Source organism: Labilibaculum antarcticum (genome assembly GCF_002356295.1).
Taxonomy (GTDB): domain Bacteria; phylum Bacteroidota; class Bacteroidia; order Bacteroidales; family Marinifilaceae; genus Labilibaculum; species Labilibaculum antarcticum.
Map to the genome: position 1 here is coordinate 837,691 of NZ_AP018042.1, position 19,093 is coordinate 856,783.

Genomic DNA, 19,093 nt, shown 5'->3' on the forward strand with positions numbered 1-19,093 from the left:
GAATTTCCCTTTTATTATAAATAAAGAAGCAAGAAGATTCTTCCACAACTACTTTTTGTTGCAAAATTTCATTTTAATCTTCTTCCATTTAATATTGTACAAAAAAAAAGACCAAGGTTTAAGAGACCTCAATTTGTTACATTGTGTAAAGTCTTTTTACCTATATTTGCATTTTGAAACAGGTTTCAACCATTATTATAAATTTCATAAGTAGATTCTAAGATGATACTATTCTTCCAAAAAGACGAAGTACACTTTGTTGTTCAGACAACTAACCAATTGAATGGATTGGATTTCAACAAACTTTCCTGGCTATTCGGAGACGCCACAAAAATTCAAGAGGATGAGATAGAGGGATTTTTTATTGGCCCAAGAAAGGAAATGATTACTCCTTGGAGCACCAATGCGGTTGAAATCACTCAAAACATGGGTATAACAGGGATTCTCCGAATTGAAGAGTTTCATTTGGTGGAAAGCGAGAAAGCCGGATATGATCCAATGCTACAAGCTTCTTACAAAAAAATCGGTCAAGATATCTATACCATTGAGAAACAACCTGAACCAATTCTAAATATTGAAAACATTGCCGAATACAACCAACAAGAAGGTCTGGCTCTTAGCAGTGAAGAAATCGATTATTTAGATGGCGTTTCAAAAAAAATTGGCAGAAAACTAACCGATTCAGAAGTATTTGGCTTTTCTCAGGTTAATTCGGAGCATTGTCGCCACAAAATATTCAACGGTTTGTTTGTTATTGATGGAGAAGAAAAAGAATCTTCTCTATTCCAATTAATAAGGAAGACCTCAAATATAAACCATAACAGAATTGTTTCTGCCTACAAAGACAATTGTGCATTTTTAGAAGGACCAAAAATGGAACAGTTTGCTCCTATCACTCACGATAAAGCAGATTTCTTTCAAACCAAAGATATTAAGACTGTAATTTCGCTTAAAGCGGAAACACATAATTTTCCAACTACTGTTGAACCATTTAATGGTGCTGCTACAGGTACAGGTGGTGAAATTAGAGATAGAATGGCAGGCGGAAAAGCATCCGTTCCAATGGCTGGTACGGCTGTTTACATGACTTCCTATCCTAGACTGGAAGCTTCCCGTTCTTGGGAAAATGCTACCGATGCCAGAGAATGGCTGTATCAAACTCCTGAAGAAATTCTAATTAAGGCATCGAACGGAGCAAGTGACTTTGGAAACAAATTCGGTCAACCCCTTATTTGTGGTTCGGTTCTTACTTTTGAACACTTCGAGAACAACAAAAAATACGGTTACGATAAAGTAATCATGCAAGCCGGAGGAATTGGCTATGGCAAATTTGAACAAGCTCAAAAAGATGTTCCTGAAAAAGGCGATAAAGTAATTCTTTTAGGCGGAGACAACTACCGAATTGGAATGGGCGGTGGAGCCGTTTCCTCTGTTGCAACCGGCGAATTCACAAACTCTATCGAGTTAAATGCAGTTCAACGTTCAAATCCTGAAATGCAAAAAAGAGTTTGCAATGCGATTAGAGCAATGGCCGAAATTGATGAAAACCCAATTGTTTCGATTCATGATCACGGAGCAGGCGGACACTTAAATTGCTTATCGGAACTTGTTGAAGAAACTGGCGGTAAAATTGATTTGAATGCGCTTCCTGTTGGTGACCCTACTCTTTCGGCTAAAGAAATTGTTGGTAACGAGTCTCAGGAAAGAATGGGATTGGTTATTAAAGAAAAAGATGTTGCCCTTTTAACTCGCATAGCAAATAGAGAAAGAGCTCCTATTTACCAGGTTGGTGAAACAACTGGTGATATGAAATTCACTTTTGAAGATAAAAAAACCGGACAAAACCCTATTGATTGGGGCTTATCTGAAATGTTCGGAAAACCACCAAAAACAGTCTTAACAGATACCACTTCAAATGAAAAATTTGAAGCTGTTGAATATGACGCTGATAAAATAGAAGAATACATCGAAAATGTTCTTCAAATTGAGGCTGTTGCCTGTAAAGACTGGTTAACCAATAAAGTTGACAGATCGGTAACTGGTAAAGTTGCCATGCAACAATGTGCTGGTCCTCTTCAATTGCCATTGAATAATTTAGGCGCTGTTGCCATTGATTTTCAAGGAGAAAAAGGAATTGCAACCTCTATTGGACATACTCCAATTGCAGCCTTAGTTGACTCGGAAAATGGCAGTCGATTATCTATTGCTGAATCTTTAACCAATCTGGTTTGGGCTCCAATTGAACAAGGATTGAAAGGTGTTTCATTATCCGCAAACTGGATGTGGCCTTGTAAAAATCCAGGTGAAGATGCTCGTTTGTATCAGGCTGTTCAATCCATTAGTGATTTCGCCATTGAATTGGGAATTAATGTTCCAACCGGAAAAGATTCTCTTTCCATGACCCAAAAATATGGAAAAGACGATGTTGTTTATTCTCCGGGAACAGTTATCATTTCAACTGTTGGTGAGATCATTGATATCAAAAAAATAATTTCTCCTGTTCTAAAAAATGAAGCAGATTCTCATCTTATCTATATGGATCTCTCGAAAGATGATTTTCAATTGGGAGGAAGTAGCTTTGCTCAGATCTTAAATAAATTAGGTACACAGACTCCTGATGTTAAGGATTCAAAATATTTTGCAAATGCATTTACAACTCTTCAGCAATTAATATTGGATGGTAAAGTTCTTGCCGGTCATGATATTTCTGCTGGTGGTATGATTACCGCATTATTGGAAATGTGTTTTGCAGACAATCGACTTGGAGCCAAAATTGATCTTTCATCAATTGAAGAAAGCGATTTGGTTAAAGTGTTGTTTAGTGAAAACCCAGGAGTTATTTTCCAGGTGAAAGATCTTGAAAACATATCAACGGTTCTTACCGATAAAGGAATTAATTTCCATGTTATTGGTTCACTTGCTGAAGCTGGAAAAATGCTACTATCAAAAGGGGATCAGGTTCTTGATCTTGATATTGCTTCTCTGCGTGATTTATGGTTTAAAACTTCATATCTATTAGATAGAAGCCAAGCAGGTAAAGAATTAGCTTTGGAAAGATTTAAGTCTTACAAAGAGAATGAATTGGAATTCAAATTCAACGAGAACTTTACCGGGAAATTTGAACAATTCGGAATTGATCCTAAAAGAAAAGAAAAATCAGGTGTTAAAGCTGCAATCATTCGTGAGAAAGGTGTAAACGGAGATCGTGAGATGGCCTGGATGATGCATTTGGCTGGAATGGACGTTAAAGATGTTCACATGACTGACCTGATTGCCGGACGTGAAGATTTATCGAATGTGAACATGATTGTTTTTGTTGGAGGATTCTCTAACTCCGATGTATTGGGTTCTGCAAAAGGATGGGCCGGAGCTTTCCTTTACAATGAAAAAGCTAAAAAAGCTCTTGATAACTTCTACGCAAGAAAAGATACTTTAAGCCTTGGAGTATGTAATGGATGTCAGTTGATTTCTGAGCTGGGATTAATTTATCCTGATCATGAAAAACATCCAAAACTACTTCATAACGAATCACACAAATTCGAATCAGGATTTGTAAGTGTATCGATACCAGTGAATAACTCAATTATGCTTTCTTCTTTGGCTGGAAGTAAATTAGGTATTTGGGTCGCTCACGGGGAAGGTAAATTTGAATTGCCATACGGACAAGACAAGTATCAGATTCCTATGAGATACAATATTGATCAGTACCCTGCCAATCCAAACGGCTCGCCATTTGCAACGGCTGCCATTTCATCAAATGATGGTCGTCATTTGGCAATGATGCCTCACTTGGAACGAGCAACTTATCCATGGAATTGGGCTCATTACAATGAGAATCGTGTTGACGATGAAGTTTCTCCTTGGATTGAAGCATTTGTGAATGCGAAGAAATGGATCATGGAACACAAATAAAATCAAGCAATTAAATATAAAATACCTCCTTTTTAAAGGGGGTATTTTTTTTGCCATTGGGCGAAGTAAAAACTAATATTTTTTTTCATAACTTGTGGCAACTAACAAAATCACAACTTATATGAAACATTTTTTACCCCTTATTGCCATTTTGGGACTAAGCTTAGCATGTGCCCCACCTAACAAACTTGCTTCTATTGAAAAAACGCAAGACTCAATCCAAAAAGAAAAACCAATTCATATAGAAAAACAAATTGCCCCTGGTACTTGTTCTCTTGCAATCGGTGACTTCAAATTTTTATCGGAGAACAATAAATTCTTGCTGAACGGAAAAATAATTTCCATAAAAGCTTATGGTGCCGGCTTTACCTCTACTTTCGAAAAAGAACAAACCATTCAAATAAAAATTACAGAACAACAATTTATTAATTTGAAATCCGTAAAAACTATTTCCTGTTTAATCTCCAACATCGAAGGATTGAACAAGAAGCCCATTTACGAACTAGTAGATTTTAAATCAGAAAACAAACAATAAGCTTAATTTCAATAGATTGCTTTATCTTTTACATATTGGCTCCTAGAATACAGGAGAACAGCCCCAATTGTAATTTAAAATTGGAAATAAATATTACTTTTCAACTAACAAATAAATTGTAAAAACGTAATATCCTTACTCCTCTTTGATAAGGAAACTTAATTTGCATGTATTCTGCACTAAATAATCAAAACACATGAAATCAATTTTCAATATACTACTCGCATTGGCGATTTCCTTTACAACGCTTGCTCAAAATAAAAAACTAACGGCAAAAAAGCACTCTACATTAGGTGTAAAAGATATTGTAATAACAGAAAAAACATACAACGATTTAACCAATCCCTCATTAAACAAAAGAAAACTAGCTAAAATTGCAGATAAAGAAGACGGAAAACCAAAACGGGCAGATGATCCTATTGCAAGAGCCCAATACGAAATAGATATACTAAAAAACCCGCTTACGGGACAGATCCCCTTAAATATTAAAGAGCTCGAAAAGGCATATGTTCTTTCATCAGCCTCTGGTTTGCAGAGCAGATTAAAAACCGGTGGCTTAAGTTTTACAAACAGTGGCCCAAAGAATGTGGGTGGCCGAACACGAGCGCTGGCTATTGATATGGCAAATGAGAGCACAATACTGGCGGGAGGAACTACTGGTGGAATGTGGAAATCAACAAACAATGGTACCAGCTGGACAAGAACAACTAAATTAGAAGATCACCCAAGTGTAACTTCCATTGCGCAAGACCCAAACAACACTGCAATCTGGTATTATACCACTGGGGAACTAGTTGGCTCAGCAGGTGAAGATGGTGCCCGTTACCGGGGAAATGGTCTGTTTAAATCTACCGATAATGGCGACAACTGGATATCTTTGGCATCAACAGCTTCCAATACCTCTGAAATATTCGATCCTTTTGATTATGGCTGGAATATCTGCGTAGACCCAAACAACAGCGATGTATACGTTGCAACAGCAGATGGAATTAAGCGCTCTACTGATGGAGGAACCAGCTGGACCGATGTAATCACATCAGATTCCTATTATGAAGATATTATTTGTACTCCCAGCGGGATTAAATATGCTTCTTTAAGTTCTGAAGGTACAACTAAGGGGATCTACAGGTCTTTGACTGGAAATTTGGGAGAATGGGAAGATATAACCCCAACAGGATTCCCTACCGATTATAACAGAATTGTAATTGCCCAAGCTCCAAGTAATTTAACCAGCGATATCGTTTATGTGTTAGGGCAAACAATAGGTGCTGGCTTTCAAGGTAACAGTCTCTGGAAATTAACATATAATACTACCGAAGATTACACCTGGGAAGACCGTTCTCAAAATCTACCTGAAGGTGGTGAAAAAGACACAGATGTAAATGGTTACAACTCACAAGGATCGTACAATATGGTAATAAAAGTTGCTCCGGACAATGAAAATATGCTTTTTATTGGGGGTACTAACTTATATCGTTCTGATGATGCTTTTGCGACTAGGGCAAGTTCTTTAAGTGATGAACTTTTCTTAAACGATGGTATTGAAAATGATACTGATAAGTCTAATACTTATTGGATTGGAGGTTATGCAACCGAAAATAATGTGACTCAATATCCAAATCATCATCCTGATATTCATGCATTAACATTTAAAAGTGATAACAAAACTCTGCTTTGCGGACACGATGGAGGTATTAGTAGTACGACTAATTATAAAAAAACAATTGACACCTCTTCAGAAAATGACACCAGCACTCCTGTTGACTGGACTTTTCTGAACAATGGATACTTAACCACACAAGCATATACTATCGCGATAGATAACGACATAAGAACAAACACGACATTACTTTCCGGATTTCAGGACAATGGCACCTGGCTTGCCGAAACTTCTGATCCAAATAAAGATTGGTTATCCTGGGGTTCTGGTGACGGAAGTTACTGCAGCATATTCAATTTAGGAAATAGTATACTCTCCTCATCACAAAGCGGCACCACTTACCTTGAAAATAACGTTACTGATGACCTAAGTTACTATTGGACCCGTGTTGATCCTGAAGGAGCCGAAGGACAATTGTTTATCAATCCTTTTGTTGAAGATGCCAACAACAGTGAAATTTTATATTACGCAGCAGGAAACTATGTTTGGCGAAACTCCAATATTTTTGATATTCCCCGTATGCAGAATAGCGAATCAACTACGAACTGGGAAAAACTAAAAATATCAAAGACAACAGGAACTGTATCCGCCTTAGCCTCCTCCACCTTCCCGGCTCATATTCTATATTACGGTACTTCAACAGGAAAAGTATTTAAAATAGTGAATTCACATTCTCAGTGGGCAAAAGTGACAGATCTTACAGGTTCCAATATGCCTTCCGGAAATGTTATTTCTATTGATGCAAACCCATTAAATGCAAACGAAGTATTGGTTGGATTTTCCAATTACGGAATTGAAAGTATATTTAGCACGACTAATGGCGGAACAAGCTGGACTCCTGTTAGTGGAAATCTGGAAGAAATAAATGGAGCGGACAATGGTCCATCAATTCGATCCGTATCCTTCATGGTATCACCAACCGATACCACCTATTATGCCGGAACAAGTACTGGATTATATAGCACAACAAAACTTGATGGCACATCAACTACATGGACTCAAGAAGCAATTGACAGAATAGGAACCACTGTAGTTGCCATGATTAAAAGCAGACGTGATGGTTTTATTGCGTCAGCAACTCATGGAAATGGAATTTTTACTGCCGATGATGATTTTAGTTCGACAGCACCAGTTGCATTAATTGGAATGACAAAAGACACCATTCAAATTGGAGAATCAGTTGATTTTATGAACAGAAGTATTGGCGATGGGTTTACCAAGTGGGAATGGACATTTGAAGGAGCAGAAACTGCAAGTTCTGCAGAAGAACATCCCCGAGCGGTTATTTACAAAACTCCCGGAGTTTTTTCGGTAACATTAACAGCAACCAATGCGGCAGGTTTGAATACTCAAACGATTACTTCTGCAATTATTGTAAAAACAGTTGAGGTTAAATTCTCAGCAAGCTCTACCAATGTAAATATTGGTACAGAAGTTACTTTCACAAGTCAAAGCACAGGCTCGGAACTAACATACAATTGGAGTTTCCCTGGAGGTTCACCTGAAAACTCTACTGATGAAAATCCAGTTGTTACCTACAATACTGTAGGAGCATTTGATGTTAGCTTAACCATTAATGATGCTCAATACAAGGATACAGAAGTGAAAATTGGATACATTACAGTTCTTAATCCAGATGATTTTGATGATGATTTACTTTACAATGTGCCTTCTGAATTTGAAGACCAACTGGTCCAATTCATATTCACAGGCGATAACGACGGGTATGTGACAGGACATACTAATCTGAAAATAGATAAATACGCGGAAAAATTTGAATTGATAAATCCTAATTTAAACGCAGTTAAACAGGTACAGATTAAACCTTCTGTTTTGCAGTCTAACTCATCAGATCCAGAATTTATTCTCAAGATTTGGAATGGAACATCGGAACCTACAAATGAAGTATACAGTATGTCGGTTCCTTACTCAGAATTAATTGCCGGCCAATTTAATACGATCGATTTAAATTATTCGGTTGCGGTTGAAAAAGATTTCTTTGTTAGTTACGAGATTAAATATGAAAATCCTGTAGATTCTTTTGCCGTTGCGCACCTTCCTTTGCAAGATGATGCAGAATGGAGTAATTCTGCTTACATGTATTATAATAACAAGTGGAGTCCTTACAGCGAGGTATTTGGAAACAACACCTCGCTTGCGATCAAGGCCTTGGTTGGATATGATCCTGGAGCACTAGGAATAGAAGATGATATACTTCTAAAAGAGGTTGGAAAATTAAAGATCTTCCCCAACCCGATGGTTTACAAAAGCAATGTGGTCTTTCCGAACAAGACCAATCAGAAATACCGATTGGTGGTTATAGATGCAAGTGGCCGGGTGGTTCGGATCATTGAAAACATCACAGGGAACAATGTGATTATAAATCGGGAACAATTAAAACCCGGTATTCATATTATCAACCTTTCGGGTGAGAAGATATACAAAGGAAAACTACTGGTGAAATAAGAAAAAATTACTAAAAATGGATGAGCTTGTTGCCCCGCAACAGGCTCTCTTTTTTTTTGCGTAACGAGATTCTGAAACACTTTCTCAATAAAAATAATGGTCTTTAACTTATTCCACATTCGTTTCGCCAACCAAAAAGCACTTTACGACTAACTAGATGTATTATACTACTCTACAAATGCTTTTCACACCCTTACAGACTATTTTTGCTACATTACCAATACTTTTTGCCCCCTCACCGATGCATTATACTACTCAATAGATGTTATTTCTTACCCTATCGATGCTTTTAGATACCCTACCGATGCAATTTGCTACTTAACGGACTCTTTAAGCATTCACAATAAGCTTTTTAAGCTACTTTAGAATTGATTTAGCACCTAAAAATGACTAACTTACATACTAAGAAAATAAAATGGGTATTGATTACAAGTTTCATGAGCTGAAATCAATGAAAGCACGCGCCATTAGAAGCTAAATTTTAATTCGAAAAATATAAACATGAGTGGAACAACAGAAAATGCACTTTTTAGTATTAACGGAAATATTTTAAATGTGCTTCATGAAAAAGGAGAAACGGTAAGTTCTCTGGCCCGAAAAATTAACATCAGGCCTGTTACACTGCGTCAGCAATTGGATAGACCCACATTGCAGGTTAATCGGCTTTGGAGTATCTGTCATGCTATGAAAATCAATTTTTTCCAGGAGATTGCAAATAGCTATGAGCAGGAAACACAAAATAATGTTGATAATGTTGATGGGGCTGAGTATATAAATATCCAGAAAGAACTGCAAGAAAAATGCAAGCAATTAGAGCTCCTGGAAAATGAAAACAAAACCCTAAAAGAAGTTATTCATTTGTTGAAAGATTAGAATAAATAACCAATAGCACCCATTTGAGATGTTCAAATCTGGTGCTATTTGCTTTTTGTAGGCAGAGAATAGATTTAACTATTCAGCTGATCCAATAAACTATCCTCATCGTCGAAATTGGTATTTGAAAAGTTTAGAGCTGTTTCGATTATTGCCAAGTGCGAATAGGCCTGTGGGAAATTCCCGAGCATCCGTTTCGAGACAAAATCAATATCTTCAGCAAACAATCCAAGATGATTCGAATAAGTTAATAACTTATCAAATTTTTCTTTCGCTTCCCTCCTCTTGCCTATTTTATACAAACTGTTAATCAACCAAAAAGAACAAATCGTAAAAGCCGATTTAGGGGTTCCAAAATCATCCTGATTTTTATACCGGTACATCAAACCATCATGCTCCAATTCCTTTTGAATGGTGAACACTGTCGATTTATACTTTTCATCAGCTGCATCAATAAAACCATAGCTTTCCATTAACAATACCGAAGCATCCATATCCTCAGATCCATAATTTTGCGTAAATGCCTGTTTCTTTTCACTCCAGGCCTTTTTCATGATATCATCTTTCACCAAATTTCTAAGAACAGTCCATTTTCCGACATAATCATCTCGCTTCAATAGTACTGCAATTTTAACCGCCCGGTCAAACGCCACCCAACACATCACTTTGCTAAAGGTAAAATGAAGACTTTTCCCACGAATTTCCCAGATACCACGATCTGGCTTTTTCCAATTTTCTTCTACAACCTTCACAATGCTTCTTACAATGGTCCACAATTCCTCACTATGCTCCAAGGAAGTTTCAAATATTTCGAAATGCTGATGAATCAAATCCAGCAAAATTCCATAAATATCATTCTGTTTTTGTTTGTAGGCTGCATTTCCTACTCGAACCGGTTTCGACCCTTCATAACCTGCAAGGTGTTCCAACTCATATTCCGAAAGCTTTTTCTCTCCATTAATACCATACATTATCTGGATTTTCTCATTCTTTTTAGGAATGATATCCATGATGAAATTCAGGTAGCGTTTTGCTACATTAAAATGGCCCAATTGAGTCAGAATTTTAACCACCATAGAGCCATCACGAATCCAGCAAAAGCGATAATCCCAATTCCTCACCTCCCCTATTGTTTCGGGCAAAGATGTGGTTATAGCAGCCATAACAGCTCCACTTTTCTGATAGCTTAACAATTTTAACACCAGCGCGCTTCTATTGGCTTCCTCATTATACTTAGGAAGTACTTTTGTTTTTTCACTCCAGTTTAACCAATATGTTTTTGTTCGTTGTAATTTCAGATAGATTCGATCACGAGTTTGTTCCAACAACTTTTGATTGTAACTCACCTCACAAAATTCATCTTTGTCCAATTCAATTACATTCTGATTCAATATATCAGCATAATTAAAACTAGAATACAAATACAACGAATCGTAACTTCCTGATGTTGTAGAGGATTTTAGGAATTCCACGCCTGACACCTTGTTTTCGGTAGCGTTTCGGGCATAATCGAGTTTTGGATTATATTTGATCCGAAACTTTGGTTTTCCATAAACCAATCGAAAAAAACGAACTACATCCGGCGGCATGTAATAATTATTTTCATCTGTTACATATCTTGGCATAAAATCCAATACTTCAAAAACTCCATCGACACATTCAAAACGTGTTTTTAAAATATTCGTGTTTTTTCCATACTCCTGTATAATATTTGTTGCATTCTCGGGCAAAATTTCAAAACTACCTCCCTTATTCTCATCCAACAACTTAGCAAATGCCGAAGATGAATCAAATTGAGGTAAACACACCCAATCTAAAGACCCTTTTTCTGAAATAAGAGCCGCACTTCTGCAATTTCCTATTACTCCGTAATTTAAATTTCCCATAAAAAAATGCTATTTTAGAGCTTCACTTTAAAAACTGGTCGGAAAATAAAGATAATTCCTGACATTAGATAGTTTTTAAACTAAAATTTAAATTACATTTTATGAATAGAATTCACATTGTTTCCAACAGACTCCCAGTTAATATAAACATAGAAAATGATATTATTGAATTAATTCCAAGTGTAGGAGGATTGGCTACAGGAATGAGATCAGTATATAAGGAGTATAATGGAAAGTGGATAGGCTGGCCAGGTTTACCAAGTGATGACCTCGATGAAGAATTAACCGGTAGGATTGAACAAAAACTAATTGAAGAAGACTGTGTACCGGTTCATTTATCAAAACAAGAAATAGACTTGTACTATGACGGTTTTAGCAACCGAACCATATGGCCATTATTTCATTATTTTGCGCAATTCATTGATTACGATCATGAATTATGGGATGCTTTTGTAAGTGTAAACCAAAAATTTGCTGATAAAGCTTTGGAAACTTTAGAAGAAGGTGATACCATCTGGATTCACGATTACCAATTGCTACTGGTTCCGGAAATGATAAAATCTAAAAAGCCAGATGTTACCGTTGGTTTTTTTCTTCACATTCCTTTTCCGTCATTCGAAGTTTTTCGAATTTTACCCTGGAGAAAAGAATTAATTCAAGGAATGTTGGGTGCTGACTTGATTGGCTTTCATACTTTTGATTATCAAAGACACTTTTGCAGTTCAGTGCGTCGTTTAATGGGATATGAAATTTCATTCAATCAAATTCACATTGAAGACAGAATTATTCTTGTTGATTCATTTCCAATGGGAATTGACTACAACAAATTTAGAGACGCTTCAACTCAAATCTTCCAAAGACCTCTTCAAGAAAAATCGGAACTTCATCGTGAACTGGAAAAATACTTTCTGATTTCTCCTAATCGAAAGCTGATTCTATCTATCGATCGAATGGATTATTCGAAAGGAATTCCAAACCGCTTGCGTGCATTCTCCAGATTCCTGGAAGATTACCCTGAATTTATAGGCAAAGTTACATTGATCATGTTGGCAGTTCCTTCTCGCGGAACGGTAGAGCAGTACATCAATTTAAAAAGAGAAGTGGATGAATTGGTTGGAACTGTAAATGGTAAATTTGGTAGTATCAACTACACCCCAGTTTGGTATTTTTACCGTTCGTTACCCTTCGAAAACCTAATCGAATTATACAGTTCTTGTGATGTTGCCCTGGTGACTCCTGTGCGTGATGGAATGAATCTGGTTGCCAAAGAATATGTGGCCTCAAGAACAAATAGTACAGGTGTAATTATTTTAAGTGAAATGGCAGGCGTAGCCAAAGAAATGGGCGAAGCAATAATTATTAACCCGAACAATACAAAGGAAATTGCAGATGCAATTAATCAGGCCTTAATCATGCCTCTTGATGAGCAACGGGAACGAATGAGCTTTCTTCAGGACAGGATAAAACGATACGATGTATTCAAGTGGTCGAGCGAATTCGTAAAGTCTTTAAAGAAAGTTGAAAAGATTCAAAACTCCTTTTATGCGAAGAAAATAAATAGTAAGATAATGGATAAGCTTACTGCCAAATACAAATCTGCAGAAAAGAGATCCATATTTCTTGATTACGATGGGACATTAGCTGGTTTTAAAACGAATCCTAATGACGCTAAACCCAATGCGGAGCTTCATGAAATCCTTTACAAACTTGAAGAAGATCCTCGAAATGTAATTACTATTATTAGTGGCAGGGATAGAGATAGTTTAGAAAAATGGTTCGAAGGACATAAAATCAATTTAATTGTTGAACATGGTGTTTGGCTTCGAAAATATCAGAAAGAATGGAAAATGCTTAGTAATGCTTCGGATGTATGGAAACCAAACATCCGCCCTACTCTCGAAACATTTGTAGATCAAACACCCGGATCATTTATCGAGGAGAAAAATTATTCTCTTGTTTGGCATTTCCGAAAAGCGGAACCCGAGCAAGGCGAACTAAGAGCAAATGAGCTTAGAGATGAGTTGACGACAATGATCGCCAATCATAACCTTGAGATTTTAGAGGGTAATAAAGTGATTGAAGTAAAAAGTGGTGGAATTAACAAGGGAATTGCGGCCATGCAATTTCTTAAAAACCAAAATTTTGATTTCATATTAGCTATTGGTGATGACTGGACGGATGAATACATGTTCCGTGAACTTCCTGAATCAGCTCATACCATAAAGGTTGGACTTAAAAATACAGCGGCAAAATATAAAGTTGAATCTGTGGCTTCGGTTCGAAAACTACTACTGGATTTAACGAAATAATATTCTCTGTTCTCATACTAAGCGGCAATATCATATTTGCCGCTTTTTTTTTGCCCTAAAATTCAGCAATTCATTCACTGGAAATTTACAATTACCTTCCTCTTCGTTAAAAATCGTATATTTTTGCAACAAAATAAGATGAAAATCCCTAATTTCGCACGAATCAAGATTTTTAATAATGCTACACAAACAATTCGATTATTTAGTAATCGGAAGTGGACTGGCTGGTTTATATTCAGCCTACTATGCGTCCCGCTTTGGAAAAGTTGCCATTTTAACGAAATCGAAGCTTGATGTTAGTAATTCTTACTACGCTCAGGGCGGTATTGCCGCTGTAACCGATCCTGAAGATTTTCCGCAATATCACTTAGAAGATACTTTAACCGCCGGCCGTGGTTTATGCGACTATATTCCTGTGGAAATTCTCGTTAACGAAGGTCCGGATCGTATTCAAGATTTAATTGAATTGGGAATGCAATTTGATAAAGAAAACGGTCAATTGGCACTTGGACTTGAAGGAGGACATCACCGAAGAAGGGTTCTTCATGCTGGTGGCGACTCGACAGGCAAGGAAACAACTCTTTTTTTGATTGATAAAGTATTGAATAATGATAATATTGAGGTGTTTGAGAACCAAATGGTGTTTGAATTACTGATTGAAGATCAAATTTGTGCCGGAGCAAAAAGCTACAATATTATAAATAACACCAATTTACTTATTGAAGCCAAGAATACGATACTTGCTTCGGGTGGCGCCTCGGCAGTGTATAAAAGGACAACGAACCCACACACAACAGTTGGTGATGGAATCAATCTGGCCTATAAGGCCGGAGCCGAAATGGCTGATATGGAATTCATTCAATTTCATCCGAGTTCTTTTTATTCTGAGGAAGGATATACATTTTTAATTAGCGAAGCCGTTCGAGGAGAAGGTGCTTATCTTCTGAATTCAAAAGGGGAACGATTCATGTTGGCAATTCATCCTCTTGCCGAACTAGCTCCCCGTGATATTGTAGCCCGAGCCATTTTCGATCAAATGAAACAAAGCCAAAGCAATTATGTGATTCTCAGCCTTAAACATCTGGATAAAAACAAGATAAAAAATAGGTTTCCAAGCATTAATAAAAATTGCGAGAAATCTGGCGTTGATATGAGTCAGGAAATTCGAATTGCTCCTGCCGCTCACTATATGGTTGGTGGGATTAAAACAAAGCTTAATGGGGAAACCAATATATCAAGACTATATGCTTGCGGGGAAGTAGCTTCGTCGGGAGTAATGGGCGCCAACAGACTCGCTTCTAACTCATTGCTTGAATGTTTGGTGTTTGGCAAAAGGGCTATTGATCATGCTGAAGCTTCATCTTCTGTTAAAAAAATATTTTCGTTGAATAAAAACGAGATGCATGTCAATTTGAAACTTGAACAATTGTTCCTAAATCATAGCAATGAAATTGCAAATGAGATGAATTTGAAAGCAGGAATAGTTCGAAATCAGAAAGAACTTACAGAAATTAGTTCACTTATAGAATCAATCGAAAATTCTTTTCCTTTTGAGCCCTATGAATATTACAGTGTTCGTTTGCAAAACCTAATCAGAGTTTGCAAATTACTAACAACTGCTGCATTATCAAGAAAAGAGAGTCGTGGAGGACATTACCGAGAAGATTATCAAAAAGAGGAAGCTAAATTTCTCACCCATTCGATTCAACAAATTAATAAAGAAATACATTATATCCCTGTGGATCATCGATCTCAAGATTAAATTATCACATATATGCAAGAATCAGAATTTAACATTCAGGAAATTGAGCTCATCATAAATCATGCTTTTCGGGAAGACATAGGAAGTGGCGATATTACAACAAATAATATTGTCCCTAAAAATACTTTAGCTGCTGCAAGTATGACAGCCAAAGCTGATGGAATAATAGCGGGTTTGAATATCGCGAAAATGATATTTCGGAAATTAGATGAAAATCTGGAATGGAACCCCAAAATTATAGATGGTGATCGTGTAGTTAAAGGAGATGTTATTCTTGAAATGAAAGGAACATTCAGAGCTCTTTTAACCGGAGAAAGATTAGCATTAAATTTGCTGCAAAGAATGTCGGGAATTGCAACCGAGACAGCTAAATATGTTGCTGCGGTAAAAGAAACAAAGGTGAAAATTCTTGACACAAGAAAAACCGTGCCAGGCCTACGGACATTCGACAAATATGCTGTTAAAATGGGTGGAGGAACCAATCATCGCATTGGCTTATATGATATGGTTATGATTAAAGACAACCATATAATGATGGCCGGAAGTATTACAGCTGCTGTTGAACAGATTCGCAAAGCCGTTTCTTCAGAGATTACAGTTGAGGTAGAAACAACAAACTTAATAGAGGTAAAAGAAGCTGTTAACGCTGGCGCGGATATCATCATGCTTGATAATATGAGTAATGAATTAATGAAAGAAGCTGTTGACTATATTAGTGGAAGAGCTTTGGTTGAAGCGTCAGGAAATATGAATTTAGAGCGAATTTCAGGTGTAGCAAAAACCGGTGTCGATTTCATTTCAATAGGTGCTCTTACACATTCTGTTGTGGCTTTAGATATCAGCCAAAACATAATTATCAAATAGCTCAAACTTATATTTCACTCATCCACAAAGTTATTGTTTGATAATAACTTTGTAGATGAGTGAAACGATTTAAATGGAACAGTTAGGTGTAAAAATTCATGACCAAATCCTAAATTAGGTAATCTCTCCAATAAAAAACATATAAAATCAGCTAAATAGTAACAAATACATTTCACCTGCTTTACCGGTCTTTTTACAGAATAAAATCAAAATGTAAAACACGTTTAAAAAGTAATTGATCAAAAATATAACACTATCGTTTCGAACCGAAATATTCTAATAAATATCGTTATATTTCGCCTCCCCAATAGATATTTAGGAAAAACAACGATTCATTTAAGAATAAATTTACTTAACAGAATACGAATTAAATATACAAAAAACCCATAATGCAACTCCCCTTAAAACTTGCTTTGCTTTTACTTACTTTATCCATTACTTCAATATCTGCAAATGCAAAAATAAATGATGCAAAAAATCAAACATCTATTACCAAGGATAGTCTCAAAATTGAACATTATCTGAATCTGTCCCGAAAATACTATACTGTAAAAACAGACAGTGCTATTTATTACGCCGAAAAAGCGCTGCAATTGTCACAAAACAGCAATAGCCTGAAGCTAATCATCGAATCACAGCTTGAATGTTTTTACAATTTCTCGATAAATAGCGATATGGCTAAAGCCAGAAAAGCTCTAAATGAAGCCGAAGCAATGGCTTATATTCTAAATGATTCATTAAGTATTTGCAGAGTTCATTCCTGTTTAGGATACCATTATGCACTAACAAGCAAATACGATAGTGCCATTTATCAATACAATAAATCTCTGGAATTCTGTAAGTCACAAAAGGATAATAGAAATAAAATAAGCAATCTAATAGGACTCGGTCATGTGTACTATGAAAGAGGCGATTTAGAATTAGCTCTAAGTAAATATATTGAAGCTTTTCAATATAATGAAGTACAAGAAAACGACGAAACTAAGCTGAATCTTCTCATTAGCATGGCAAATATTTATGCTGGAGAACATCAAAATGAAAAGGCTATATCCTATTACAACCAAGCTATGGTGATCGCTTTAGAGTTAAAGAATGAGGATACCTTATCTGTTCTTTACAATAATTCAGCCATAATTTATCAGGACAATTTAAATTTTAATAAAGCATTACTATTTTACGGGAAAAGCCTCGAAATAGAAAAAAAAGCAAATAATAAGGCAGGCATTGCATTGTGTCTTAACAATATTGGTGAAAATTATTTCAAGATGGGGAATACAGATAAGGCAATTGTATTCCTGCTCGAAGCTTTATCCTCCAACCGTGAGCTACAATTAGATACTGAAATCATTTACAATTTGGAGACCTTAAGCCAAATACACCTAAGCCTTGGAAACTTTAAACAAGCTTTCTCATATCTTGAAGAAGGAATTGCCTTAACTAAAAAACTAAAAACACGAGGCAAAAGAAGTGATTTATTGAAGCTTCTTGCTGAGTATTACAATAAAACAGATAATTACAAAAAAGCTTACGCCTCTATTATTGCCTACAACTCTCTAAATGACAGCATACAAAAAAAATCACGTACGGATAAAATTGTAGAGCTTCAAGCTCAATTCGATTCTGAGAAAAAAGAGAAGGAAAATGAGATTTTAAGAATAAGTAACCAATTTACCCAAGAAAAACTTGCCAAGGAGAGAATAAGAACAAATTATCTTTTTCTTTTTTCATTTTTAGCTTTTGCTGTTATCATTCTAATATTTATTCTTTTGAGATCTAAGATTAATATTCACAACCGAATACAAGTCTTCAATGGTAAATTAGAAGAGTCTAATGCCAACCTTAAAATCACGAATGCTACAAAAGATAAATTCTTTTCAATTATTGCTCATGATTTAAGATCACCTTTTAATGCCATATTGGGATTTTCGGAACTGATCAAAAATGAAGTGAAAAACGGAAAAGACCTAAAGACAATAGAAGAGTACAATGCCAACATAAATGAATCGGCCACAAGCTTGTTTACATTACTTGAAAACCTCTTACAATGGGCAAATGATCAACGTGGCATACTGAAATTTACCCCCACTCAAATTGATTTGTACGATTTGATTCAATCTAATCTTGCTATTTTCAAATTGAGAGCCACTGATAAATCGATAAAATTATTTTCCGATATAAAACCCAACACTGTGGCTTTTGGTGATGTAAATATGGTAAATACCATTATTCGGAACCTAATTAGTAATGCCTTAAAATTCACAAAAGCAAATGGTGAAATAATTCTTTCTACAATATCAGAGGGTAATTTCATTTATCTTTCTGTTAAAGACACCGGCATAGGAATTAGTAAAAACGATCAGGATAAACTATTCCGGTTAGATGGTAATTTCACAACGATGGGTACCAAAGATGAATCAGGAAGTGGATTAGGTCTGATATTATGCAAAGAATTTGTAAAGAAAAACGGCGGTGAAATTTGGGTTGAAAGTGAAGAAAATAAAGGCAGTAAATTTATTTTCTCTTTAAAATCGGCTTAACTTTTTAGAATAATTTCAAATAGGTAATTTCTTTACCGGAGATTGCTTCCCCCCTCTTAATAAGAAGTAGTTACCTTTGCTGTTCCAAAACTCGATTATATGGAACGAATAAGTATGCCTCTTCTTGTCCTTGGAGTAGTCGTTGCCTTATTTACGGCTCGGTTTGTAACGGATTGTCCATAAAAAGAATCATTTCATGTAAGTAATGGAAACTCTTTATTAGAGAACAATATAACAATGTAAAACACGTATGATAAGTTATTTATCAAAAACAAAATCCTTTTGTTTC

9 protein-coding genes are annotated in these 19,093 nt (G+C 36.0%); 8 read left to right on the forward strand and 1 reads right to left on the reverse strand.

Annotation, left to right across the window (positions count from 1 at the left end; all coding sequences use genetic code 11):
• Nucleotides 1-222 precede the first annotated feature (222 nt).
• The 4 genes from purL to ALGA_RS03065 all read left to right on the forward strand — a co-directional run bounded on the left by purL (nt 223) and on the right by ALGA_RS03065 (nt 9,446).
• Complete coding sequence (gene purL / locus ALGA_RS03050; RefSeq protein ID WP_096427900.1) at nt 223-3,912, forward strand: phosphoribosylformylglycinamidine synthase; 3,690 nt, start codon at nt 223-225, stop codon at nt 3,910-3,912.
• 121 nt (nt 3,913-4,033) lie between these two features.
• Entirely contained in the window at nt 4,034-4,447 is a 414-nt protein-coding gene (locus ALGA_RS03055) for a hypothetical protein (protein WP_096427901.1), read from the forward strand.
• Between the two features lie 196 nt (nt 4,448-4,643).
• Nucleotides 4,644-8,573 (forward strand): PKD domain-containing protein, encoded by a 3,930-nt coding sequence (locus tag ALGA_RS03060; protein WP_096427902.1) that lies wholly within the window; start codon nt 4,644-4,646, stop codon nt 8,571-8,573.
• A gap of 501 nt (nt 8,574-9,074) precedes the next feature.
• The gene (locus ALGA_RS03065) at nt 9,075-9,446 is read left to right on the forward strand and encodes a hypothetical protein (protein WP_096427903.1); all 372 of its coding nucleotides are present in this window, start codon (nt 9,075-9,077) and stop codon (nt 9,444-9,446) included.
• Nucleotides 9,447-9,520: 74 nt separating this feature from the next.
• On the opposite strand, the gene ALGA_RS03070 is transcribed toward ALGA_RS03065, so the two are convergent.
• Entirely contained in the window at nt 9,521-11,332 is a 1,812-nt protein-coding gene (locus tag ALGA_RS03070) for a glycoside hydrolase family 15 protein (protein WP_096427904.1), read from the reverse strand.
• Nucleotides 11,333-11,433: 101 nt separating this feature from the next.
• On the opposite strand from ALGA_RS03070, the gene ALGA_RS03075 reads away from it, so the two are divergent.
• From ALGA_RS03075 to ALGA_RS03090, 4 genes are all read left to right on the forward strand, one after another.
• On the forward strand, nt 11,434-13,641 hold the full coding sequence (locus ALGA_RS03075; RefSeq protein ID WP_096427905.1) for a bifunctional alpha,alpha-trehalose-phosphate synthase (UDP-forming)/trehalose-phosphatase: 2,208 nt from the start codon (nt 11,434-11,436) through the stop codon (nt 13,639-13,641).
• A 178-nt stretch (nt 13,642-13,819) separates the two neighbouring features.
• Nucleotides 13,820-15,403, forward strand: a complete 1,584-nt coding sequence (gene nadB, locus ALGA_RS03080) for an L-aspartate oxidase (RefSeq protein ID WP_096427906.1) — start codon at nt 13,820-13,822, stop codon at nt 15,401-15,403.
• 12 nt (nt 15,404-15,415) lie between these two features.
• A complete protein-coding gene (gene nadC, locus ALGA_RS03085) occupies nt 15,416-16,267 on the forward strand; it encodes a carboxylating nicotinate-nucleotide diphosphorylase (RefSeq protein WP_096427907.1) in 852 nt (283 codons plus the stop codon).
• Nucleotides 16,268-16,656: 389 nt separating this feature from the next.
• Nucleotides 16,657-18,804 carry a tetratricopeptide repeat-containing sensor histidine kinase gene (locus ALGA_RS03090; RefSeq protein ID WP_096427908.1) on the forward strand — a complete coding sequence of 716 codons (2,148 nt, stop codon included), beginning with the start codon at nt 16,657-16,659 and terminating at the stop codon, nt 18,802-18,804.
• Nucleotides 18,805-19,093: the final 289 nt, after the last annotated feature.

Excerpts from the sequence above, each read along its gene's own strand:
- ALGA_RS03070 (WP_096427904.1), bottom strand. The coding sequence starts at position 11,332 with ATGGGAAATTTAAATTACGGAGTAATAGGAAATTGCAGAAGTGCGGCT.
- ALGA_RS03065 (WP_096427903.1), top strand. The coding sequence starts at position 9,075 with ATGAGTGGAACAACAGAAAATGCACTTTTTAGTATTAACGGAAATATT.
- nadB (WP_096427906.1), top strand. The coding sequence starts at position 13,820 with ATGCTACACAAACAATTCGATTATTTAGTAATCGGAAGTGGACTGGCT.
- ALGA_RS03060 (WP_096427902.1), top strand. The coding sequence starts at position 4,644 with ATGAAATCAATTTTCAATATACTACTCGCATTGGCGATTTCCTTTACA.
- ALGA_RS03090 (WP_096427908.1), top strand. The coding sequence starts at position 16,657 with ATGCAACTCCCCTTAAAACTTGCTTTGCTTTTACTTACTTTATCCATT.
- purL (WP_096427900.1), top strand. The coding sequence starts at position 223 with ATGATACTATTCTTCCAAAAAGACGAAGTACACTTTGTTGTTCAGACA.
- ALGA_RS03075 (WP_096427905.1), top strand. The coding sequence starts at position 11,434 with ATGAATAGAATTCACATTGTTTCCAACAGACTCCCAGTTAATATAAAC.
- nadC (WP_096427907.1), top strand. The coding sequence starts at position 15,416 with ATGCAAGAATCAGAATTTAACATTCAGGAAATTGAGCTCATCATAAAT.
- ALGA_RS03055 (WP_096427901.1), top strand. The coding sequence starts at position 4,034 with ATGAAACATTTTTTACCCCTTATTGCCATTTTGGGACTAAGCTTAGCA.